This window comes from Amycolatopsis sp. 195334CR, assembly GCF_017309385.1.
Taxonomy (GTDB): Bacteria; Actinomycetota; Actinomycetes; order Mycobacteriales; family Pseudonocardiaceae; genus Amycolatopsis.
In genome coordinates this window covers 3,902,351-3,923,146 of sequence record NZ_JAFJMJ010000001.1, presented here as the reverse complement: position 1 = coordinate 3,923,146, position 20,796 = coordinate 3,902,351, and the positions used below count along the sequence as shown (strand labels likewise).

The following is a 20,796-nucleotide window of genomic DNA, read 5'->3' as shown; positions in this document are numbered from 1 at the left end:
TCGCTGTGCTCCTTTGTCAGGATCGGCTGGAGCCCGTTGGAGGAGGCCGGCCAGATGACCATGAGCGCGAGACTGCGGTCCGGGATCCGGGTGATCGAGCACTGGGCCGCCGAGGCGTACCAGGCGGAGAAGAACGCGCTGTACACGGCGCTGTTCACGGTGCTGGACGGATCGGTCTTCCGCACCTACGAGATCATCGACGACGAGGACCGGGCCGAGGAGTTCTACGTCCGGGTCCGGCCCAAGCTGCTGGTCAAGATCAGGCTGCACCACTTCGACTCGTTCGGCGTGGTGTTCATCGGCACGCCCGAGGACGCCGGGCTGCCGGAGGCTCCCCCCGAGGCACCGCCGGCCGCGGCTTAGCCCGAACCGCCGCGCCGCCCATCGGCCGAATGGACCAGTCGCGGCCGTTCCGGGATGAGGATTTCACATTTCCACATGAGGTCCAATCACACCTATAACCGACTCCTTGACAGCCCCCTGACCGTGTGAAACTCTTTGTTTCGGTTGACAAATGGGGCGTTCTTCGCCGGGAATTGCGAGGAGTAAATAAAATGGATTCACCGGAAAACCCGGAATTTCCCGGCCTCGACGTTTCGGGCCGCGTGCGCGCGCGTGACATTCAAATGGCGGGCGTGGCCGACGTGGCCCGCCGGGTGCTGATGATCACCGGCGCGATCGACACCACCGACCACGACGTGTCGGTCACGGTGAACCTGCCCGAGCCCGGCCGGTGGCAGATCATCAAGTCCGAGACCAACCTGACCGACAAGACCTGGGTGGCCATGCAGGTCACCACCGACGAGGACTCCACCATCGTCAACGACGCCGACACCATGCTGATGTCGCGCCAGTTCTCGAAGACCTTCATGACCCCGGACCAGCGGCGGGTGACCTTCTACGACGGTGAGGTCCGGCCCGGCGAAGCGGTGCTGAAGGTGTACACGCTGGAGACCGGCGGCACGAACCCCGCCTACGCCTACTCCCGCTACAGCCCGATCGCCACCGACAGCGCCGAGAAGTCGGCCGAGACGCTCGACGGCCTGATCACCAACGGCATGCCGCAGCGCCAGGTGGTCGAGCTGATCGTGCCCGTGACCATCGTCGGGTGATTCGTGCCGACCGTCTTCGTCCCGGAGCCCCACCTCCTGGACTCCCCGCGCGGCCGTGACTGGCCGCTCCCCGCCGCTCTCGGCGGTGCGGCGAGGCTCGACGAGCCCCCTCGCACCGCCGACGCGGTGATCGTCGGGGCCGGCCCGGCCGGCCTGGCGGTCGCCGCCGCGCTCTGGCACCACGGAGTGCGCGACCTCGTCCTGTTCGATCGCGGGACCCGCCCGTGCGGCCGGTTCTTCGACCGGGTGGACACCCTCGGCCAGCGCGTGCTGCGCTCCCCCTACGAGCACCACCCCGGCGCGGAGGGGTACCGCGACTGCGAACTGCTCGACTTCGCGCGGCTGAACTGGGCGCGGCTGACCCCGGTGGAACGCCGTGAGGTCCGGATGGCGCAGGCCGGGCACCGGTCGGTGGTCCCGGTCGACGTGTTCGAGGCCTACTGCCGCCAGGTCGCCTCGACCCACCGGGTGACCGAACGGACCTGGCAGGCCAACGTCCACGCGGTGCTGCCGGGCAAGAACTCGGTCACCGTGCGGGCGGGCGAGCACGAGGTGTCGGCGCGGTTCGTGGTGCTGTGCACCGGCGAGGAGCGGCGCCAGGCACCTGGTGGCTGGTGGTCCGGCCTGGAAACTCCGGAGGGTGTCCGGTATTGGGACGAACGGGCACCTGAAGGGACCGAAGAGCTGATCGTGGTGGGGGCCGGGTTGTCGGCCGCGCACCTGATCTCGAACGGGCTCGCCCGGGGCGCCAAGGTGCACTGGGTGTTCCGGGAGACCGGCGAGCGGTACCAGTGCGCGGACGTGAACTCGTCGTTCTTCCGCCCCGAGGGCCGCAACCGGTTCGACAGCGTGAGCTGGGAGGACCGGCTCGGGCTGATGGGCATGTTCCGGCGGGCGTCGGTGATGTTCGAGTTCCGGCCGGGGCTGGAGCGGGCGGAGGCGGACGGCAGGCTGGTCGTGCACCGCGGGCAGCAGGTGACCGGGGTCCGCACCGGTGAGGTCCGGCTGGCCGACGGCTCGGTGGTGCGTGGTGACCACATCGCGCTGGCGCTGGGCACGGTGCCGTGGATCGGGGACCAGCTGATGCCGGAGGAGCTCGTCGGCGAGCGCAACGGCTGGCCGGACCTCGACGAGCGGTCGCTGGCCTACTGCCGGGCGCCGCGGGTGTTCGCGGTCGGTGCGGCGGCGGGCATGGCACTCGGCCCGGCGGCGCGCAACATCGACGGCCACCGGGTGGCCACCGCGCGCGTCGCGGCGGCCGTGGCGCACGGCGTGCAACGCGGTGAACCACTGCTGACGACGAAGGCGGTCGCCGGTGTCTAGTCCGCGTGACACCCTGTTCTCGCTGCCGTCGGTGGACGGTTCGGCGTCGGCCGAGGTCGGCGTGATCCTGATGGGGCTCGACGCCCGGCGGCTGCTCGCCGGGCTCGGGCTCGCGTCCCTGTTCGACGATCCCGGGCAGGTCACCCTGGCGGTGGACCACGCCCGGCACGACGCACCACTGCAGTTCTCGCTCGACGCCCTGGTGGCCGCGGGCACCAGTCGCTGGCTGGCCGCCCGCGACGCCCTCGCCGCCGGCGGCGGCCCGGCCCCGGATGCCGCCTCGTTGCGGCTCGCCTGGGAGCAAACCCTCCGCCTGCTGGGCGACTGCGACCTCGGCGAGGCCGGACCGTCCACAGTGGCCTATCTGGCCGCGTGCTGGCTGCGGCGCGAGGAAATCGACCGTCACTCTTCCTGAAGGATTCGCCGATGTCTTTCCTGAAGTCATTGGGCACGGATTCGGCGCTGCTCTCGGTTTTCCGGAAGTTCCCGGAAACCGCGCGCCCGCTGCTCGATTACCACGAATTGGTGATGCGCTCCCCTTCCCCGTTTTCGGCGGGTGAACGGGAACTGATCGCCGCCTATGTTTCGGGGCTCAACGGCTGCGATTACTGCCACGGTGTGCACACGGTGACGGCCGAGCAGTTCGGCGTGCCGGAAGGCCTGCTGGTGGCGGCGTTGACCGATCTCGACGCTTCCCCGGTGGAGGCGCGGATGAAGCCGGTACTGGCCTATGTCGGCAAGCTGACGCGCACCCCCGCGCGTATGACCGAGGCGGACGCGGAAGCCGTGTACGCCGCCGGCTGGGACGAAAAGGCCCTGCACGACGCGGTGCTGGTGTGCGCTTTGTTCAACTTCATGAACCGCATGGTGGAGGGCCTCGGCGTGGAATCCTCCCCGGACTACTTCGCCGTCTCGGGCAAACGCCTGGCCGACGGCGGCTACACCGGCCTCGCCACCCTACTGGACTGATCTTCACCTGCAACGAATGATGCTCCTATTGAGGTCAAGGGGTTGTTGCGAGGTTGGCTATGTCTGTGGTGATGGTTCGGTGGATTTCGCGTGCGACGTAGCGTTTGAGGCAGCGGATGATGTGTCGTTTGGGGAGGCCTTCGCGGGTGCGTCGTTCGAGGTAGGCGCGGGTGCGGGGGCAGTGGCGCAGGCGGACGATCACTATTCGGTGGAGGGCGGCGTTGGCGTGGCGGTCGCCGCCGCGGTTGAGGCGGTGGCGGTTGTTGCGGCCGCTGCTGGCGTCGATCGGGGCGGTGCCGCAGAGGTGGGCGAACTGGGCTTCGGTGGTGATGCGGTCGGGGTTGTCTCCGGCGGTGGCCAGGAGCTGGGCGGCGGTGTCGGGGCCGACGCCGAACACGGCGGTGGTGGCGGGCAGGACCTGGCGGGTCAGGGTGTTCAGGTCGGTTTTGGCGTCGGTGATCTCGGTGGTGAGGTCGGTGATGCGCCGGGCGAGGCGGCGGAGCGCGGTTTTCGTGGCGTTGACGGGGCTGGTGAGGTCGGTGCCGGGGCGCAGCCGGGCGCAGGCCCTGATCAGGGTTGTGCCGGTCAGGCCGGACAAGGATTCGCGTAGCGGGGCGGGGGCGGTGACGATCAGGGCGTGGAGCTGGTTGAGCGCGGCGGTGCGGGATTTGACCGCGCTGGTCAGCGCGGTGCGCAGGGCGGTGATCGCGGCGGCGGGCCCGGTGCCGGCTTTGGGGGTGGCCTCAGCGTGGCCGGCCAGGACGGCGCGGGCGGTGTTGATCGCGTCCTGGGTGTCGGTCTTTCCCTTGCGGCGGCGGGCATGCCGGTCGGGCTGGTTGACCTCCACCACCGTGACACCCTCGCCGGCCAGGTAGCGGGCCAGGCCCGCGCCGTAGGAACCGGTGCCCTCCACCCCGGCCGCGGACACCGTGCCGAACCCGGCCAGCCAGGTGCCCAGCGCGGTGTAGCCGGCGGTGGTGGCCGGGAAGGTGTGCGTGCCCAGTACCCGGCCGACAGGATCGAGCGCGGCGGCGGTGTGGGTGTCTTTATGGGTATCGACCCCGGCGATCACCGCGGTGTGCTGGGCAGTGTCGACGATGCCGTGCTGATCAGTCATCCTGGTCTCTGCCGTCCCGTGGTGTTCAGTGGTCAGGGAGGGCACGTACCGGGCCAGCAGGGGTGGACAGCACAGTGATGGGTGTCCTGGTGGCACAGGCTCCTATCAAGTCACATCCCCTGGCCTGGTGACGTGCACGAACGGAGACCACCCCGGAACCGGCAGATCATTCGCAAGACAACCCCGGCCAGGGCATCAGTGGCTTTCCGGGCCAAGCCCCCGGGCAGCCCCCGTCCATACACACCATCATCACTGTGGCTTTCCTGACGCCAGGAAAGCCACATTCGTTTTGCGGTCAGCGTGACGGACGCTGCAACCGAGCCGGCGCGTGCTCCACGAACGACGGCGCCAGCACAGCATCCGCGAAGTCACCGAAGTTCGTCACCACGTGGTACTCCGGCCCGAAAGCCGCCGCCGCCGTGTTCAACGCGGCGGGCGAGGTGTCCGGCCAGCGCCCCGTCTCCACCCGGTCGAACATCGTCCGCAGGCTCACGATCTCCTCGGCCCCGCTGAACGCGCAGTGGTTGCCCCGCGCCGAAAAGACCTGGCGCACCCGGTCCGGATCACCGCTCCGGGCGACCTGCGCCGCGTACCACTGCTCCTGGTCCGTCGAAGCCCCGCCGTCCCCGGTGTTGTGCAGGGTCAGCACCGGCGCGGGCGTGATCCCCCGCGGAATGGCGTACCGGTACATGTACCCGACGGCCGACGCGTCCGGCGCGATGCGCGGCTCGACCGCGAGGCGCGCCAGATCCGCCCCCAGGTCGAGACCCGCCGCCCGGTACGCCTCCTCCACCAGGCCCCGCTGGCTCGAAGCCGCCAGCTGCCGTCCGTAGTCGACGCCTGCGTTCCAGGCCGGATTCCCGCCCGCCCGGCGTTCCAGGTCGGCGCGCCCCGCGGGCCCCAGCGCCGAGGACGAGCTCTGCGCCCAGCCCGCCTGCTGCTTGATCCGCTCCACCAGCTCGACCGGCGGCGCGTGGTGCGCGTGCTTCCACGGCGGCAGGTTGCCGAAGGCACCGGCCAGGGTGAGCCGCGCGCGACCCTCCGGAGTGGACAGTGCGCGTTCGACCGCCGCCAGCAGCGCCTGCGTGCTGGCCGCCGGGTCGTCCGCGAGCACCAGGTCGATGTCCTCACCGGGCGCCAGCAGCGTGCGGATCGCGAAGGTCACGTCCAGCGACATGTTGTACGGCGCCAGGTGGTCGATGTCCGCGCAGGTCGCCACCACCCCGGAGATCCGCCGCGGGTTCCGCTCGGCCAGCAGCACCGCGATGCCGCCACCCATCGACATTCCACTCGCGACGGTCCGCCGCGGCTTGCCGACGTTGCGCTCGAACCAGTCCAGCACCGCCACCTGGTCGCGCAACGCCGGTTCCACGGCGAACCCGAACCGGCCATCGTAGTCGGACGCGGCCAGCGCGTACCCGTTGGCCAGCAACCAGTTCTCGGTTTCCTTGCGGTTCGCCAGCCAGACCTCCGGCGGGATCGGCAGCCCGTCGCTGAAGTAGGCGTGGCTGTACAGCACGAGCGTGCCGTTCCAGCGCTCCGGGGTCTCCACCCGGAAGGCCGCACCGCCGATCACCCCGGTGTGGGTCTGCCGCCCGGCCGCGGTCGCGGGGGCAGCGGTGAACAGGCCGGCGAGCAGGACGACCACCAGCACCAGCGCCCTGCCCCACCTCCTCGAGCGCAGGTCCATGATCTCCGTCCTCGCAGGTCGGCGGCCACCGGGAGGGGTCCCGGCCGCCGCGGGTTCAGCCGGCCAGCGGCGCCCCGGTCTCCACCAGCGACTTGAGGTCGCTGAGCACGAACGCCCAGCCACCACCGGCACCGACGTGTTCCTGACCGCCGTCGACCATGTCGGCCAGCTTCGGCGCACCGGTGAGCTCGTGGGTCACGGTCAGCTTGCACACGCCGTCGACACTGGGATCAATCTGCCACGTCAGCCGGGTGAACCCTTCTTCCTTCATGCCCTGGTCCATGCACATCCGCCAGGTCTGCACCAGCTTGCGCGGCGGATCGACCTCGACCACCTCGCCGTCCACCGCGATGTCGCCGAGGTTCGGGTCGTAGGCCTTCATCTGGTCGTTGGTGTAGGCCTCGTACTTGCCGCCGGGGCGCAGGTCGTACTTCGCGGGCGCGCCGTAGCCGTACTTGCCGTTCCAGTCCGGCGAGGTGATGGCCTCCCAGACCCGCTCCGGGGTCGCCTTGATGTAGACGCGGTGGATCTGCGTGGTCTCGGTGCTCATGGGTTGTCCTCCAGCTCGTTTTCGGGCTCGCCGCGCCTGCTGTACCGCCTGTCCACGGCAGGTTATGTGACCAAAAGGTCACATGTCAACCCCGGTTCGGCGTGCACACTGGGCAGATGCCGGAAAGCTGGGTCCTGCACGTGGATCTCGACCAGTTCATCGCCGCGGTGGAGGTGGCGCGGCACCCCGAGCTGCGCGGACGACCGGTGGTGGTCGGCGGCAACGGCGATCCGGCCGAGCGCGCGGTGGTGGCCACCGCCTCCTACGAGGCGCGCGCCTTCGGCATCGACTCGGGCATGCCGCTGCGGCTGGCCGCCAAGCGCTGCCCGGACGCGGTGTTCCTGCCGACCGACGCGCCCGCCTACGAGGAGGTCTCCGAGCGGGTGTTCGCCGCCGTGCGGGAGTTCCCGGTGGTGGTCGAGGTGATGGGCTGGGACGAAGGCTTCATCGGCGCCGAGACCGACGACCCCGAGGAACTGGCGAACCGCGTCCGCGCGGCGATCACCGAGCGGACCGGACTGTCCTCTTCGGTCGGCATCGGGGACAACAAGCTGCGGGCCAAGCTCGCCACCGGCTTCGCCAAACCGGCCGGGGTCTTCCGGCTGACCGCGGCGAACTGGGCCGAGGTGATGCACGAGCGCCCGACCGAGGCGCTCTGGGGCATCGGCCGCAAGACGGCGAAGAAGCTCGCCGAGCTCGATGTGTCCACAGTGGCCGAACTCGCCGCGGCGGACCCGAAGGCGCTGGCCGCGCGCTTCGGCCCGACGATGGGGCCGTGGTACCGGATCCTGGCGCTGGGCGTCGGCGACACCGAGGTGACCAGCACTCCGTGGGTGGCGCGTTCGCGCAGCCGGGAGACCACCTTCCAGCAGAACCTCACCGATCCGGGTGAACTGGCCGAGGAGATCCGGAAGCTCGCGGCGCGCGTCACCCAGGACGTGCTGGCGGAGGGCCGCCCGGCGGTGCGGGTCGCGGTGAAGGTGCGGTTCGCCCCGTTCCTCACCCACACGCGCAGCAAGACGCTGCCCGCCCCGACCACCGACGGCGCCGAACTGGAGGAGGCGGCGCTGGAGGTGTTCGGCCGCTTCGAGCTGGGGCGGCCGGTGCGCCTGCTGGGCGTGCGCGCCGAATTCACCCCACCGGAGGACCGATGACCGCGAACGAGGCCGCGATCAGGCAGTGGAACGCTTCCGCCACCCGAGCCGGGATGACGGCCACGGCCCGGGACGGGGACTTCGCCAAACGGCACCTGGTGAACCCGGAACTGCTGCGGTTGCTGGGTGACGTGCGCGGCCGGCTGGTGCTGGACGCGGGCTGCGGCAACGGCTACTTCAGCCGGATGCTCGCCGGGCGCGGGGCACGGGTGGTCGGGATCGAGCCCGCGGCGCGCATGGTCGAGTTCGCCCGCGAGCAGGGCGAAGGGGTCACCTACCACCAGGCGGACCTGACCCGGCTGCCCGAGCTCGGCGAGGAGTTCGACGCCGTGGTGTGCAGCATGGTCCTGATGGCGATCCCCGACTGGCGGCCCGCCATGCGCGCCTGCGTGGACGCGCTGCGGCCCGGCGGGCTCTTCGTGTTCGCCGTGGTGCACCCCGCGTTCGAGCAGTTGTACCGCTCGTGGCGGGAGCACGGCGAGTACCGCGTGCGCGAGTACCTGGTCGAGTACGAGATCCCTGGCCCGGCCGCGACGGACTTCCACCGGCCGCTCTCGGCCTATCTGAACGAACTCGCCGCGCTCGGGTGCCGGTTGCGCGAAGTCGCCGAACCCGGACTGGACCCGGCGGAGGTGCACGAACCCGGGCTCACCGGATACGTGCGCCTGCCGAACTTCCTGCTCGTCTCAGCCGAGAAGCCCTGAGCGCTGGGCGACCGCCTCACGGACCGCCGGGGCGACCTCCGAAGCCCACCGGCTCAGCGTGACCGGGTCCGGCGAGCCGCCGGACGGGCCGAAGAGCGTGAAGCCCGAAGCACCGTGGTCCAGTACCGCGCCGGTCAGTTCCTCGACCCACTGCGAGGGCGAGCCGCCGAGCCAGCGACCCTCGCGATCACGCGTGGCCGCCAGCGGCTCCGCGGTGATCCGCCCGGGCAGGTTGTAGACCGTGCGGATCTCGCTCGGGTCGCGGCCGACGGACACCGCCGCCTCGTCGATCACCGGGCGCGACTCGCGGTACCGCTTGCTGAGCCAGTCCGCCGCGTGCCCGGGGATCCAGCCGTCGGCCACCCGGCCGGTGGCGGCGAGCGACTTCCGGCCGACCGAACCAGTCCACACCGGCGGGGCCGCGAACGGCGCCGGTTCGATCTCGCGCACCCGGTAGTGGCGTCCGTCGTGGGTGATCGCGGGTCCGCCACCGGCGAGCTTCCTGATCAGCGTGATGCCCTCCTCGAAGGCGTCCACCGCCTCACCCGGCGAAAGCGGCGCCACGCCGAGGTCGGCGATCCGGTCCCAGAGCCCGCCCGCGCCCATGCCGAGCACGAGCCGCCCCTCCGACAGCGCGGCCAGCGAGGTCACCGTGCGCGCGAGCATCGGCGCCGGCCTGGTCGGCAGGTTGGTGACGTTGACCAACCCGGAGATCCGCTCGGTGCGGCCGAGCGCGAACCCGACCGTGGCGTAGGCGTCCAGCCGCGCGCCGAGGTACGGGTGATCGCTCATCGAGAAGTGGTCCAGCCCGTCGCGGTCGGCCTGCTCGACGCTGCCCAGGAGGGCCGCGCGGTCAGCGACGTCGTGCACGGTCCCGAAGCCGAAGAGCACGTTCATGAGTTCCCCCAGAAATTGAGTTCGTGCCACGAACTATATTAGTTCGCATCACGAACTGCAACCTCGAGAAAGACCTCCGGCACCTCGTTGTCCCGCACCACCCGGCCGAGCAGCTCGCCCAGCGCCGCCCGGTCGGCGTCCCCGAGCCCGTCGGTGAGCCGTTCGACGCGACGGCAGGTTTCGGCGTAGAACTCCGCGGCCAGCACCGCGCCGTCCTCGGTCAGCGCGACCCGGACCGCGCGCGTGTCCGCCGGATCCGGTTCACGCCGGGTCAGGCCGTTGCGCTCACCGCGGTCGACCAGCCCGGTCAGGCTGGACTTGGCCAGGCCGAGCATCGCGCCCAGCTCGCTCATCCCGCGCGGGCCGCCCATCAGCACGCACAGCAACTGCCCCTGCTGCGGGGTGATCCCGTGCTCGCGTCCTGACTCGGCGTACACCGCGTTCACCAGGAAGGCCGACCGCACGAGGCCGGCCACCACCCCGATCGTGCCCTCGAGCTCACCCATGCGAGCGAGCCTAGCCAGCGATCAGTTGTAACCGAGCACGATCGGGCCCTCGACGTATTCGCGGTGCTTCCGCGGCGGCGGCACCGCGGACGCCTCGGCCGCCGGGTCCACGCCGAAGGCCTCCTCGATGAGGTCCGGCGCCAGCGTGGTGGCGACCGGGTTCTCCCCGTGGTTCGAGTACTCCATCAGCGGACCTCCGTTGCCGAACTGCGCACTACCTGTCCCAGTGTGCCCTGGGTCACTAAATTCTGACTCTCACGCACCTCGATTCGGGAGGGATTCCCTAGGAATTCCACGCTCCCGGGGCATGCTGGGCCGGAATTCCCAGCGAGTGGGACCGATCGGCCCAGCCGGACCGGGGCGCGGGAACCACCGGTGCGGCCGGTTCCGCGGCCAGCAACGCCGCGAGCACCACGGTGACCGCGGCCAGCTCGTGGTCGTCGGGCGCACCGCGGACCACCCGCACCAGTGGCTCCTCGCCGGTCACAGCGGCACGTTCCCGTGCTTGCGGCGGGGTCGCTCGGTGCGCTTGTCCCGCAGCATGGCCAGCCCGCGGGCGATCGCCGCCCGGGTGTCCACCGGATCGATCACGTCGTCGACCAGGCCGCGCTCGGCGGCGTAGGCCGGGTCGAGGAACTCCTCGGTGTAGGCCCCGATCAGCTCCTGGCGCAGCGGCTCCGGGTCGGTCTCGGCCGCCAGCTCCTTGCGGAACAGCACGTTGACCGCGCCCTCGGCGCCGAGCACGGCGATCTCGTTGGTCGGCCAGGCCAGCGACAGGTCGCAGCCGATGGACCGCGAGTCCATCACGATGTACGCGCCGCCGTAGGCCTTGCGCAGCACCACCTGGATCCGCGGCACGGTCGCCTCGCAGTAGGCGTAGAGCAGCTTCGCGCCGTGCCGGATCACCCCGTTGTGCTCCTGCTCGGTGCCCGGCAGGAAGCCGGGGACGTCGACCAGGGTGATCAGCGGGATGTTGAACGCGTCGCAGAACCGGACGAACCGCGCCGCCTTCTGCGAGGCCTCCCGGTCCAGCACGCCGGCCAGCACCATCGGCTGGTTGCCGACCACCCCGACCAGTTCGCCGTCGATCCGCCCGAACGCGCACACCACGTTGCGCGCCCACAGCTCGTGGATCTCGAAGAAGTCCTCGTCGTCGACGACCTCGGCGATCACCTCGCGGATGTCGTAGGGCTGGTTGGGCTCCACCGGCACGATCTCGGCCAGCCGGGGCCGCACCTCCTGCCCGGCACCGCTGCCCACCGTGCGGGGTGCCGGTTCGAGGTTGTTGCGCGGCAGCATGGACACCAGGTAGCGCACGTCGGCGAGGCAGCTCTCCTCGTCGTCGTGCACCACGGCGGCCGAGCCGGACAGCTCGCCGTGCACGTCGGCGCCGCCCAGTTCGTCGTGGCTGACCCGTTCGCCGCTGACCACCTCGACCACATCCGGCCCGGTCAGGTACATCCGGGCGGTGTCGCGGACCATGAAGGTGAAGTCGGCCAGTGCCGGCGAGTAGGCCGCGCCACCGGCACACGGCCCGAGGATCACGCTGATCTGCGGGATCACCCCGGACGCGGCCGCGTGCCTGCGGAAGATGCCGCCGTAGCCGTGCAGCGCCTCGACGCCCTCCTGGATCCGGGCGCCACCGCTGTCGTTCAGCCCGATCAGCGGCGACCCGGTGGCCAGCGCCAGGTCCATCACCTTGTGGATCTTCGCCGCGTGCGCCTGCCCGAGCGAACCGCCGAACAACGCGAAGTCCTGCGAGTAGACGAAGACCCGGCGGCCCTCGATGGTGCCGGAACCGGCCACCACCCCGTCGGTGAACGGCCGGTTGTCCCCCAGCTTCGGCCCGCTCAGCTGGTGCCTGCGGTACAGCTCGACCTCGGTGAACGAGTCCTCGTCCAGCAGCAGGTCGAGCCGTTCGCGCGCGGTCAGCTTGCCGAGCTTGTGCTGGCGCTCCGGCTGCCCTTCGACGATCTTGGCGCGTTGTTCGCCGAGCCGCTCGCGCAGGCCGTCCATGGTGCGCGACGCGGCGTAGTCGCGGCCGCGCTCGCGGACGGAGCGCTGGCGCCCGCCGCCCGGGGCGCGGCCCCGCCTGCCTTCTTCGGTGCGGTGGCGCGGGAAGGGCACAACGACGTCGTCACCCCCCACGGCGCGCTCGGCCGCCGCGGGTCCGGCGGGGGCCGCCGGGCCGCGGTCGAACGCGTAGGCGTTGGCGTCCGTCCGCTCGCTCACGCCGCCCTCCTGGCCTCTCGTTCGGCGTGGTCGGCCTCCATCTGGGCGACCAGGTCGCTCCAGCGCAGCCCGCGGCCGAGGCGCGGCACCGAGGGGTACGGCGGGCCGCTGAGCCACCGGGGGTCCGGCGCGTCCTGCGCGTCCGCCGCGGCGGCGGGCGGCTCGGCGCGGCCGAACAGCGGGATCGGCTGGTCGGTCTCCGGCTCGGCCGGCTGGGGAACGGATTCGGCGCTCATCGGACAGCCCTTCCTGCTAACAACGGAATCGGCACCGGCGTGCCGAGCACGCCAGCCTGCCGATCGGACAGAAAACCGGTGCGGTGCAACCACCGCACCGTGTCGGTCAGGGTCGCGGCCAGCGGCCGCGGGCTCAGCCCAGCACTGGGTGCGGCCGGATCGACCCGCGCGTCGCACGCGCAGGCGTAGATCGCGCCGTACTCCGCCGGGATCCGCCACGGCCACCCCCGCTGGGCGAGGTCGGCCAGCCTGCCGACCGGCACCAGCGCGGCGGGCGGCAGGAACAGGGCGGGCAGCGCGCGGCCGGTCACCGCGCGCACCGCCGCCACGTAGTCGCGTGTGGACACTGCCCGGCCCGGGCCGAAAACCCGGTTGGGGCCGGGGTTCTCCACCACGAGCGCGTGCAGTGCGGCGGTGTCGCGGACATCGCCCATCGGCAGCCCGCCCCGCGGCCAGAACGGCATCAGCCCGCGCAACACGTTGCGCAGCCTGGCGTTCTGGTCGCCGAGCTTCGGGTCGTGCGGGCCGAGCATGGCGGGCGGGTAGCTGATCACGACCGGCACGCCCTCGGCCTGGTGCCGCCGCGCGACGGCCTCCGCGGCGGCCTTGGTCGCCATGTAGGTCTCGCGCGGTGTCCCGACCGGCGAGGCCGGGCCCAGCGGCTCCTTCGACGGGAACAACGCCGCCACGCTGGAAACGTGCACGATCCGGCCGACGCCCGCCCGCCGCGACGCGCTCAGCACGACCTCGGTCCCGCGTTCGTTGACCGCCCGCATCACCGCGCGCTGACGGCTGTCGAAGGAGTAGACCGCGGCCGCGTGCAGCACGGCGTCGGCACCGCGGACCGCGGCGGTCACCGCGGCCTCGTCGGTGACGTCGCCCGCCACCACGTCGACCGCGGCGGGGTCCACGCCCAGCGGTTCCAGCGCGGGACCGGCCGAAGCCGGGTCCCGCGCCAGCAGCCGCACGCGGTGCCCGCGGGCGACGATCGCCGCGACCGAGTGGGCACCGGCGAACCCGGTGCCACCCGTCACGGTGACCAGCAACCTAGGCCGAGGCGCGGACATCCGGACCGACCTGGTGGTAGTCGCCGCCGAAGAAGGTCAGGGCGTGCGGGCCGGTGCCCCGCTTCGAGCTGACCACGTTGCCGAGGAAGATCGAGTGGTCCCCGCCTTCGTAGACCTCGGCGAGGTTGCACTCGACCCAGGCCAGCGAACCGGACAGCAGCGGGGAGCCGGTGTGCGGACCGGGGAACCAGTCGACCGCGTCGAACTGGGCCAGCCCGCGCGGCCGCCGCCAGTCGGCGAAGTACCGCGCCATCTCCCGCTGCTCGGCGCCCAGGATGGACACCGCGAACGCCTTCGCCGACAGGATCGCGTCGTGCATCCTGGCCGCGCGGGACACGCAGCACAGCACCATCGGCGGATCCAGCGACACCGAGCTGAACGCGTTGGCGGTCATCCCGTGCCCCCGCTCGCCACCGGCGGTGATCACCGTGATCCCGGTGGCGAACTGGGACATGACCTCGCGCAGCGTGGTCGGGGTGGACAACCGCTTGCGGCGCTGCGACGGCAGCACCGACAGCGATTTCAGCGGCGCCACCGGAGCGGGCCTGCCGGCCTGCTCCGCTGACTCTGCCTGCACGGTTTCCGACACGGTCAGACCCCCTTGCTCCTGGCCGCCGCCGCTGCGGCAGTGTCCTTGACGGCGGCCGCGGCTTTCGGACCTTCGGCGTACGGCGCGAGCGCCTCGCGCAGCTGCTCCGGCACCCGTGAGGGCACGGTGTTCGTGTTGGGCCCGCGCATGCAGGCGATCCGCTGGCGGCCGCGGGCCACCAGGTTCTCCTGGCCGCCGGTGACCTGGACGTAGTCGAAGCTGAACTGGATCTGGGTCTGGGTCAGCTCCTCCAGCCGCATCCGGATGGACAGCTCGTCGAAGGCGGTGATCTCGGAGAAGAACTCGCACTCGACCTTGAGCGTGAACAGCTTCAGGTCGTCGCGGACGTCCTCGAGCACCGCGGGCGCCTTCTCCTTGAGGAACATCTCGCGGCACCGCCCCTGCCAGCGCAGGTAGTTGACGTAGTAGACATTGCCGACGAGGTTGGTCTCCTCGAACCCGACCGTGTGGCGGATCTCGTAGTAGCCCGACATTCTCAGCTTTCCTCTCCCTCGAGTACCGCGAAGACCACGGGGTCCGGCCGGTCTTCGATCGTGGTGGCCCAGGTCGCGATGCGGGCCTCGCCGCTGGACAGCAGCGCCCACCCGTCGGGGTGCACCTGCTGCACGGTCAGCGCCTGGGTCATCTCGCCGGTCTTGCGGATGCACTCCAGCGCGCTCCACACCCGGGTGCTCGCCGCCGCCACGGACTCGCCGGTTTCGGCGGCGAGGAGGTCGCGGACCGCCAGCAGTTCACTGCCGAGCAGGCCGGCCCAGTCGTCGTCGGTGCGCTCGACTACGGTTTCCACGTCGCAGGTGAGCTGCCCGAACCCGGCCACCGCGAGGGTCAGCCGCGAGCTGTGCGAAGCGGAGATCTCGAAGCCGTCGGTCTCCGGCTTGCCGTCCGGGCGGTACTGCACCTCGGCGGGACGGCCGATCGCCCTGGACAGCGCCAGCCTGGTCTGCGCCCGCCGCTCCGGGGTGGCACCGACGTCCACGCCGAGGGGATCGGGCTCCACCACCACCGCGCGGGTGCCGCCGAGCACGCGCTCACACGCCCGCTCGAGGTAGGAACCCAGCATCGACGGCGTCCACGGGCCCGCCCCGTCGCGCTTGCGGACCGCCCGCAGCGACAGCCCTTCCCACCGCTCCACCAGATCGCCACCCGGCTCGCGGATGTCGAGGTCGTAGACGTAGGTGTCGCCGTCCTGCGACCGCTCGCGGGCGTCGAGCACCACGTACTCCACGTCCTGGTCGGCCGGGTCGGCCAGGAACAGCCGCTCGATGCCCTGCGGCAGCAGCGTCGCGTCCGGGACGCAGCACTGGATCGCGTGCATCATCGTGTCGCGGGTGCCCGGGTCGGCCAGCAGCTTCTGCTGCGGCAGGAAGGGCGCGAACCACGAGTGGCCGCTGTCGGTGGACACCTCGGCCACCGCGTGCCGGGCGCTCGCCCGCCGGTAACCGGTCAGCTTCTGGAACCGCTTGCCCTGGAACAGGACCGTGCCGTAGAGCTCGGTCACCGGGTCGACCGGGACCGGCGGCAGCGGGTTGTTCAGGTCGGCGAAGGCACCCGGCTGGGCACCCAGGTCCGGCCGCGGGAAGCGCAGGCGGGCCCGGAAGTGGTCGGCGCTGAACCCGGTGTCCTCACTGCGGATCACCACGTCGACCGCCTCGCCGCTGCGAGCCAGCGCGGCCAGCCGGATGGTGGTCGAGCCGCCCGGCGAGACCACGATCGGCCGCAGGAACTCGACGTTCTCCAGCACCGGCGGGCCGTTCTGCCCGGTGACCGCGGCGGCCACCTGGGTCATCGCCTCCATGCCGATCACCGCGGGGAAGAGCAGGTCGCCGTCGAGCAGGTGGTCGGCCAGGTACGGGTCGCTGCCCGCGGACAGGTCGGCCTCGGTGATCAGCTCGACGCCCGGGTAGTGCACCACCGCGCGGTCGACGAACCGGGTCAGCGGCAGTTCCTGGCGCTCCACCGGCAGGGTGGCCAGGCCACCGGTCCGCCCGCAGACCACCAGCACCGGCGGCGAGTCCGGGTCGGCCAGCACCTGGCGCAGCATCTCGATGCCGTTCTCGGTGGGGATCGGCGTGATGCCGTCGCGCATCAGAGCGCCGACCACGCCGAGCTTCTCGCCCATGCCGGCCCCGGACCAGACCGACCACTCCAGCGCGAGCACCTTGGCGTTCGGGTGTTCCCGGCCGAAGCGCAGGGTCAGCTCGGTCATCCAGTCGTTCGCGGTGGCGTAGTGCGCCTCACCGCGGAGACCGGCGCGGCCGATGATGCTGCCGAAGGTGACCAGCAGCTTGATCTTGTCCTCGTCCACCGCGGCGAGCACCGCGCGGAGGCCGTCGATCTTCGGCGAGAGCGTCTTGCGGAAGGTGTCCTCGGTGAGGCTGAACAACGCGCTCGGCTCGTTGCGCCCGGCGCCGTGCAGGATCGCCGTGACCGCACCGAGTTCGGCCTGCATCTTCTCGACCGCGTCCTTGATCTGCTCGGCCGAGGTGACGTCGGCCGACTCGTAGCGGAAGTCGATGCCCGCCGCGGTCATCCGGTCCAGGTTCTCGGCCAGTTCGGTGTCGGACTCGGGCAGGCTGCGGCCGAGCAGCGCCAGCTTCGCGCCGGACTCCTTGGCGATGGCCAGCGCGCTCTCCGCGGTGATGCCCTTGCCACCACCGGTGACCAGGAGCACGTCCCCGGCGGACAGCGGCGACGGGCCGGGGTCCTCCGGCGGCGCGGGCAGCGGCTTGAGCACCGGCACCCAGCGGTTGCCGCCCGCGTCGTAGCGGGCCTCGGCGAAGTCGATGGTCGAGGCGACCTCGCTGACCACGAAGCCCATCGCCTCCTCGACGGCCAGCGGGTTGGTGGCCGCGGCGTCGGGCAGGTCGACGATCGTGGTGCGGATCGAGGGATCCTCCAGGCGCAGCGTCTTGGCCAGGCCGGAGGCGCCGAGTCCCTGCTGCACCAGCACGAAGCGGGTACCGGTCGGCGCGCCCATCACCGCGCGGCCGGCGTCGAGGAACAGCCCGACGTGGCTTTCGTCGGCGTCCGGCGGCAGGCAGAGCAGCACCCCGTCACCGATGCCCGCGGCGGCCAGCGCCGACCGCAGCGGCTCGGCCAGCGGGTGGTCCTCCGTCGAGTACACCGTCCAGTCGGCGGTGCTGCCGCCCGAGCCGATGTCGGCGAAGGGGCGCGGGGCCCGCACGTACTGGACCGCGAACGGCCGCACCCACGGCGCCACCCCGGGGACCTCGCCCTTCGGCGCGTCGGTGTCCGAGCGCTGCGCGGTCTCGGCCAGCTCGTCGATCATCTCGGCCAGCTCGCCGAGGCAGACGGTGGCGAAGTTCGGCATGCCCTCCAGCGGCGGGCGGCCGAGCGCGCGGGTCACGTCGTTGACGATCTGGCCGACGGTGATCGAGGACAGGTGCAGGTCGTCCAGCGGGTGCGTGTCCGCGGTGACCGTCTCCAGCGGCAGCTCCACCCGCTCGGCCGCGAGCTTGCGCAGCAGGTCGAGGGTGCTGCTGGCCGGGTCGGTCTCGGTGGCGGAAGCGGCCTGCGCGGCGGCGGTCGCCTTGGCCTCGGCGCTCTGCTGGCTGCGGAGCAGTTCCAGGTCGATCGAGGGCGCGGCCTCGCAGGGGCTTTCCAGGAAGGACATCTCGCCGTCCAGCGGCAGCGGCCGGACCGCGCGACCGGCGAACAGCGCCGCGGTGTCCAGCGCCGCGCCGAGCGCGAAGGCCGCACCGGCCACGCCGAGCACCGCGGAGAGCGAGCCGCTGTCGGTGTCCACCGAGAGCACCGGGGTGTCCGGCGCGATCTCGCTGAACAGTCCGGAAAGGACACGGCCGGGGCCGACCTCGACCACCAGGTCGCTGCGCTCGGCGGCCTTCGCGGCCGCCTCGCGGAAGCGGACCGGCTGCACGATCTGGTCGCGCAGCAGTTCGGCCAGGTTCTCCGCGGCGTGCAGCACGTCGCCGGTCACCGTGGAGATCACCGGGCGGGTGAGCCGCTCGAAGCCGATGCCCTCGAGCTGCTCGGTCATCGCCACCGCGGCCGGTTCGACCAGCGGCGAGTGGAAGGCGTGCGAAACGTTGATGCGGGTGGCGGTGACGCCCTGGGCGCGGGCCTTCTCGCAGACCCGGTCGATCGCGTCGGCCGGTCCGGAAAGGACGGTCTGGCGCGGGGCGTTGTACCCGGCGATGACCACGTCCTCGCCCTCGGCGAAGCGCTCGGCCTGGTTGGGCTCGGCCTGCAGACCGGCCATCGCCCCGCCGCCGTCGCTGGCCGAGGCCATCACCTTGCCGCGGATCCCGGCCAGGCGCAGCACCTGCTGCTCGTCCATCGCGCCGCCCCAGTGCAGGGCGGTCAGCTCGCCGAGGCTGTGCCCGACCGCGGTGTCCGCCTCGATGCCGAGCCCGCGCAGCACACGCAGCGCGGCCAGCGAGCCGGTGACGATCCGGGGCTGGGCCACCTCGGTGGCCACCTGATCGCCGTCGGTGGGCAGCCCGGCCTGGGTGAAGATCTCCTCGGCCGCGGTGAAGCGGCGGCGGATCGCGCCGACCGCGCCGCGGCCGGAACCCTGGCCGGGGAACAGGTAGGCGATCTTCGGGGTGGCGTTGCGGTTGCCCGCGTAGATGCCCTCCGACGCGCTGAAGACGCTGCTCTCGCCACCGTCGAGGCGGCCGCGCAGCCGGTCGAGCTTGCGCGCGGCGTCCTCGGGGTTGGTGGCGACGATCGCGGCGCGGGCGGCACCACCGGAGAGCTCACCGGCGAGCGTGCCCGCCAGGTCGGTCAGCTCGGCCATGGACAGCTTCGCGGCGACGGAGACCAGTTCGGCGACGCGGTCGCGCAGCTGGGTCAGGTCCTCGGCGTCGAGCAGCAGCAGCTCGGCGTCCTGGCGGCCGGTGACCAGCGCGCGGGTGCGCTCGTCGAGGTCCTCGCGGCGCTCGACGTCCGGACCCTGCTCGACGGTGACGTGGGAGTTGATGCCACCGAAGCCCATCGCCGAGACACCGGCGCGGATTTCCTTGCCCGCCGGGAAAAGCCCGGCTTCGCGCGGCACGTACATGGTGGCGTCGTCGGCGGTGAGCAGCGGGTGCGGCTCGTTCTGCCCGGTGCCCGGCGGGATCACCTGGTGGTAGACCGCCAGCGTCGCCTTGATCAGCCCGGCGATCCCGGCCGCGGCCTTGGTGTGGCCGAAGTTGCCCTTGATGGTGCCGAGCGCTGCCTTCTCCGCGTCCGGGGCGGCGTCGCGGCGGGCGCCGGACAGCGCGATGATCTCGGTCTCGTCACCGAGCGCGGTGCCGGTGCCGTGGCCTTCGAAGTAGGACACGCTCTCGACGCCGTACCCGGCGCGGTTGTACGCGCGGGTCAGGGCGAGGCGGTGCCCGGCGGCCTCGGGCCGGGTGATGCCGCCCTTGCCGTCGGAGGAAACGCCCCAGCCCGCCAGGGTCGCGTAGATGCGGGCGCCGCGGGCGATCGCGTCCTCCTCGCGCATCAGCACGACCATGCCGGAGCCCTCGCCGGGCCAGAACCCGTTGGAGTCGGCGTCGTAGACCTTCATCTCGCCGGTGGCCAGCGCGCCGGTCTTGGCGAAGCCGATCACCTCGAACGGGTCGATCGAGAGGTCGACACCGCCGGCGAGCGCCACGTCCACGTCGTGCTCGACGAGCGCGTTGGCCGCGGTCACGATGGACAGCAGCGAGGAGGAGCAGGCACCGTCCACGGTGAACCCGCCGCCGCCGAGGTCGAAGTAGTTGCAGATGCGGCCGGCGATGGTGTTGGCCAGGCCACCGGCCAGGGTGTCCTCGTTGATCTCCGGGAACGGCGCCTTGTACTGGACCTCCAGCTCACCGAGGAAGGTGGCGATGTCCTCCTCGCCCCAGCCCTTCTCGGCCAGCGCGGCGGCGACCGTGCGGCGGACGTAGGGCCACCGCAGGCGCATGATGTTCGCCCGGGAGAACTCACCGGTGAGGCTGTTGCCCAGCACCACGCCGGTGCTCAGCTTGGGCAGGCCCTCGCCCTCGGGGAAGCCCGCGTCGGCCAGCGCCCTGGCGGCCACGTCCAGCGCCAGCCAGTGCGTCATGTCGGTGGTGCGGAAGGTGCTGCCCGCGACCTTGTACTTGACCCGGTCGAACTCGAAGTCCCGCAGCACCGCGGCCTTCTCCGCGTAGAACCGGTCCGGCGCTTCGGGGTCCGGCGAGTAGTAGTCCTCGCGGTTCATCCGCTCGTCGGGTAGCCGGCGGAATGCTCGCCGCCCCGCCAGCACGTTCTCCCAGAGCTCGTCCGGAGAACTGGCGTCGGGGTAGCTGAGACCGATGCCGACAATCGAAATCCGCTCAACACTCACGCCGCACTCCCCATCAGTCCTTTTTCGTCTCACCGCGAGGTTCACACGATCGGGTTCCAGCATGCAGCGCGGCTTCGGCGGCGTCTTCTCCCATTGTGCCCAGCGCCACGGGGCCTTCGCGCAGGTCAGCGGTACTCGAGCGAACTTCTTCCCGCTCGCGCTATGGGTTCCTCACGCGCCCGCCGGTCATCGCTCACGCGAACCGCGAGTGAATCACCGGGCGGTGCCGGTGGTCAATCTCGCGAGCATTCCGCGGCAATTCCGGAGAATTGTCCCTCTTCTCGATTGCCGCCTTGCTCCGAAT

The 20,796-nt window shown here is 71.6% G+C and carries 20 protein-coding genes; 7 read left to right on the top strand and 13 right to left on the bottom strand.

The window, feature by feature from the left end; all coding sequences use genetic code 11:
- Positions 1-60: 60 nt before the first annotated feature.
- The 5 genes from JYK18_RS19190 to JYK18_RS19170 all read left to right on the top strand — a co-directional run bounded on the left by JYK18_RS19190 (position 61) and on the right by JYK18_RS19170 (position 3,404).
- Entirely contained in the window at positions 61-363 is a 303-nt protein-coding gene (locus JYK18_RS19190) for a DUF6235 family protein (protein ID WP_206803335.1), read from the top strand.
- A 263-nt stretch (positions 364-626) separates the two neighbouring features.
- Complete coding sequence (locus JYK18_RS19185; protein WP_194240373.1) at positions 627-1,112, top strand: DUF6423 family protein; 486 nt, start codon at positions 627-629, stop codon at positions 1,110-1,112.
- A gap of 3 nt (positions 1,113-1,115) precedes the next feature.
- Positions 1,116-2,435 carry an FAD-dependent oxidoreductase gene (locus tag JYK18_RS19180; RefSeq protein WP_206803334.1) on the top strand — a complete coding sequence of 440 codons (1,320 nt, stop codon included), beginning with the start codon at positions 1,116-1,118 and terminating at the stop codon, positions 2,433-2,435.
- Positions 2,428-2,850, top strand: a complete 423-nt coding sequence (locus JYK18_RS19175) for a DUF6187 family protein (protein ID WP_206803333.1) — start codon at positions 2,428-2,430, stop codon at positions 2,848-2,850. The genes JYK18_RS19180 and JYK18_RS19175 overlap by 8 nt, the downstream gene beginning before the upstream one ends.
- Complete coding sequence (locus JYK18_RS19170; protein ID WP_307795954.1) at positions 2,808-3,404, top strand: peroxidase-related enzyme; 597 nt, start codon at positions 2,808-2,810, stop codon at positions 3,402-3,404. Before JYK18_RS19175 ends, JYK18_RS19170 begins: the two co-directional genes overlap by 43 nt.
- A 34-nt stretch (positions 3,405-3,438) precedes the next feature.
- Here the strand turns inward: JYK18_RS19170 and JYK18_RS19165 are convergent, their stop codons facing one another.
- The 3 genes from JYK18_RS19165 to JYK18_RS19155 form a co-directional block, all read right to left on the bottom strand.
- Positions 3,439-4,521 (bottom strand): IS110 family transposase, encoded by a 1,083-nt coding sequence (locus tag JYK18_RS19165; protein ID WP_206803332.1) that lies wholly within the window; start codon positions 4,519-4,521, stop codon positions 3,439-3,441.
- A 295-nt stretch (positions 4,522-4,816) separates the two neighbouring features.
- A complete protein-coding gene (locus tag JYK18_RS47530; RefSeq protein WP_277992172.1) occupies positions 4,817-6,211 on the bottom strand; it encodes a S9 family peptidase in 1,395 nt (464 codons plus the stop codon).
- Between the two features lie 55 nt (positions 6,212-6,266).
- Positions 6,267-6,761: an SRPBCC family protein gene (locus tag JYK18_RS19155; protein ID WP_206803331.1), complete on the bottom strand. Its 495-nt coding sequence runs from the start codon at positions 6,759-6,761 to the stop codon at positions 6,267-6,269.
- Positions 6,762-6,877: 116 nt separating this feature from the next.
- Between JYK18_RS19155 and JYK18_RS19150 the strand changes: the two genes are divergently transcribed.
- Together JYK18_RS19150 and JYK18_RS19145 are read left to right on the top strand one after the other, a co-directional pair.
- Positions 6,878-7,915: a DNA polymerase IV gene (locus JYK18_RS19150; protein WP_206803330.1), complete on the top strand. Its 1,038-nt coding sequence runs from the start codon at positions 6,878-6,880 to the stop codon at positions 7,913-7,915.
- A complete protein-coding gene (locus tag JYK18_RS19145; RefSeq protein WP_206803329.1) occupies positions 7,912-8,619 on the top strand; it encodes a bifunctional 2-polyprenyl-6-hydroxyphenol methylase/3-demethylubiquinol 3-O-methyltransferase UbiG in 708 nt (235 codons plus the stop codon). Before JYK18_RS19150 ends, JYK18_RS19145 begins: the two co-directional genes overlap by 4 nt.
- Here JYK18_RS19145 and JYK18_RS19140 read toward each other — a convergent pair.
- The 10 genes from JYK18_RS19140 to JYK18_RS19095 all read right to left on the bottom strand — a co-directional run bounded on the left by JYK18_RS19140 (position 8,602) and on the right by JYK18_RS19095 (position 20,492).
- Complete coding sequence (locus JYK18_RS19140; RefSeq protein ID WP_206803328.1) at positions 8,602-9,516, bottom strand: LLM class flavin-dependent oxidoreductase; 915 nt, start codon at positions 9,514-9,516, stop codon at positions 8,602-8,604. The genes JYK18_RS19145 and JYK18_RS19140 overlap by 18 nt on opposite strands.
- A gap of 38 nt (positions 9,517-9,554) precedes the next feature.
- Positions 9,555-10,022: a MarR family winged helix-turn-helix transcriptional regulator gene (locus JYK18_RS19135; RefSeq protein ID WP_206803327.1), complete on the bottom strand. Its 468-nt coding sequence runs from the start codon at positions 10,020-10,022 to the stop codon at positions 9,555-9,557.
- 21 nt (positions 10,023-10,043) lie between these two features.
- Positions 10,044-10,208: a hypothetical protein gene (locus tag JYK18_RS19130; protein ID WP_206803326.1), complete on the bottom strand. Its 165-nt coding sequence runs from the start codon at positions 10,206-10,208 to the stop codon at positions 10,044-10,046.
- A 97-nt stretch (positions 10,209-10,305) separates the two neighbouring features.
- Positions 10,306-10,509 carry an acyl-CoA carboxylase subunit epsilon gene (locus tag JYK18_RS19125; RefSeq protein WP_206803325.1) on the bottom strand — a complete coding sequence of 68 codons (204 nt, stop codon included), beginning with the start codon at positions 10,507-10,509 and terminating at the stop codon, positions 10,306-10,308.
- Entirely contained in the window at positions 10,506-12,038 is a 1,533-nt protein-coding gene (locus JYK18_RS19120; RefSeq protein WP_206804337.1) for an acyl-CoA carboxylase subunit beta, read from the bottom strand. Before JYK18_RS19120 ends, JYK18_RS19125 begins: the two co-directional genes overlap by 4 nt.
- Before the next feature lie 212 nt (positions 12,039-12,250).
- Complete coding sequence (locus JYK18_RS19115; protein ID WP_242579268.1) at positions 12,251-12,490, bottom strand: DUF6222 family protein; 240 nt, start codon at positions 12,488-12,490, stop codon at positions 12,251-12,253.
- On the bottom strand, positions 12,487-13,524 hold the full coding sequence (locus tag JYK18_RS19110) for an NAD-dependent epimerase/dehydratase family protein (protein ID WP_307795953.1): 1,038 nt from the start codon (positions 13,522-13,524) through the stop codon (positions 12,487-12,489). The genes JYK18_RS19115 and JYK18_RS19110 overlap by 4 nt, the downstream gene beginning before the upstream one ends.
- A 13-nt stretch (positions 13,525-13,537) precedes the next feature.
- Positions 13,538-14,011 carry a flavin reductase family protein gene (locus JYK18_RS19105; RefSeq protein ID WP_206804334.1) on the bottom strand — a complete coding sequence of 158 codons (474 nt, stop codon included), beginning with the start codon at positions 14,009-14,011 and terminating at the stop codon, positions 13,538-13,540.
- Between the two features lie 137 nt (positions 14,012-14,148).
- Positions 14,149-14,640 (bottom strand): thioesterase family protein, encoded by a 492-nt coding sequence (locus JYK18_RS19100; protein WP_206803324.1) that lies wholly within the window; start codon positions 14,638-14,640, stop codon positions 14,149-14,151.
- A 2-nt stretch (positions 14,641-14,642) separates the two neighbouring features.
- Complete coding sequence (locus JYK18_RS19095) at positions 14,643-20,492, bottom strand: type I polyketide synthase (RefSeq protein ID WP_206803323.1); 5,850 nt, start codon at positions 20,490-20,492, stop codon at positions 14,643-14,645.
- Positions 20,493-20,796 lie beyond the last annotated feature (304 nt).

Coding starts and splice junctions, on each gene's coding strand:
- JYK18_RS19190 (WP_206803335.1), top strand. CDS start 61: ATGAGCGCGAGACTGCGGTCCGGGATCCGGGTGATCGAGCACTGGGCC.
- JYK18_RS19185 (WP_194240373.1), top strand. CDS start 627: ATGGCGGGCGTGGCCGACGTGGCCCGCCGGGTGCTGATGATCACCGGC.
- JYK18_RS19165 (WP_206803332.1), bottom strand. CDS start 4,521: ATGACTGATCAGCACGGCATCGTCGACACTGCCCAGCACACCGCGGTG.
- JYK18_RS47530 (WP_277992172.1), bottom strand. CDS start 6,211: ATGGACCTGCGCTCGAGGAGGTGGGGCAGGGCGCTGGTGCTGGTGGTC.
- JYK18_RS19155 (WP_206803331.1), bottom strand. CDS start 6,761: ATGAGCACCGAGACCACGCAGATCCACCGCGTCTACATCAAGGCGACC.
- JYK18_RS19150 (WP_206803330.1), top strand. CDS start 6,878: ATGCCGGAAAGCTGGGTCCTGCACGTGGATCTCGACCAGTTCATCGCC.
- JYK18_RS19145 (WP_206803329.1), top strand. CDS start 7,912: ATGACCGCGAACGAGGCCGCGATCAGGCAGTGGAACGCTTCCGCCACC.
- JYK18_RS19140 (WP_206803328.1), bottom strand. CDS start 9,516: ATGAACGTGCTCTTCGGCTTCGGGACCGTGCACGACGTCGCTGACCGC.
- JYK18_RS19135 (WP_206803327.1), bottom strand. CDS start 10,022: ATGGGTGAGCTCGAGGGCACGATCGGGGTGGTGGCCGGCCTCGTGCGG.
- JYK18_RS19130 (WP_206803326.1), bottom strand. CDS start 10,208: ATGGAGTACTCGAACCACGGGGAGAACCCGGTCGCCACCACGCTGGCG.
- JYK18_RS19120 (WP_206804337.1), bottom strand. CDS start 12,038: ATGGACGGCCTGCGCGAGCGGCTCGGCGAACAACGCGCCAAGATCGTC.
- JYK18_RS19115 (WP_242579268.1), bottom strand. CDS start 12,490: ATGAGCGCCGAATCCGTTCCCCAGCCGGCCGAGCCGGAGACCGACCAG.
- JYK18_RS19105 (WP_206804334.1), bottom strand. CDS start 14,011: ATGTCCCAGTTCGCCACCGGGATCACGGTGATCACCGCCGGTGGCGAG.
- JYK18_RS19100 (WP_206803324.1), bottom strand. CDS start 14,640: ATGTCGGGCTACTACGAGATCCGCCACACGGTCGGGTTCGAGGAGACC.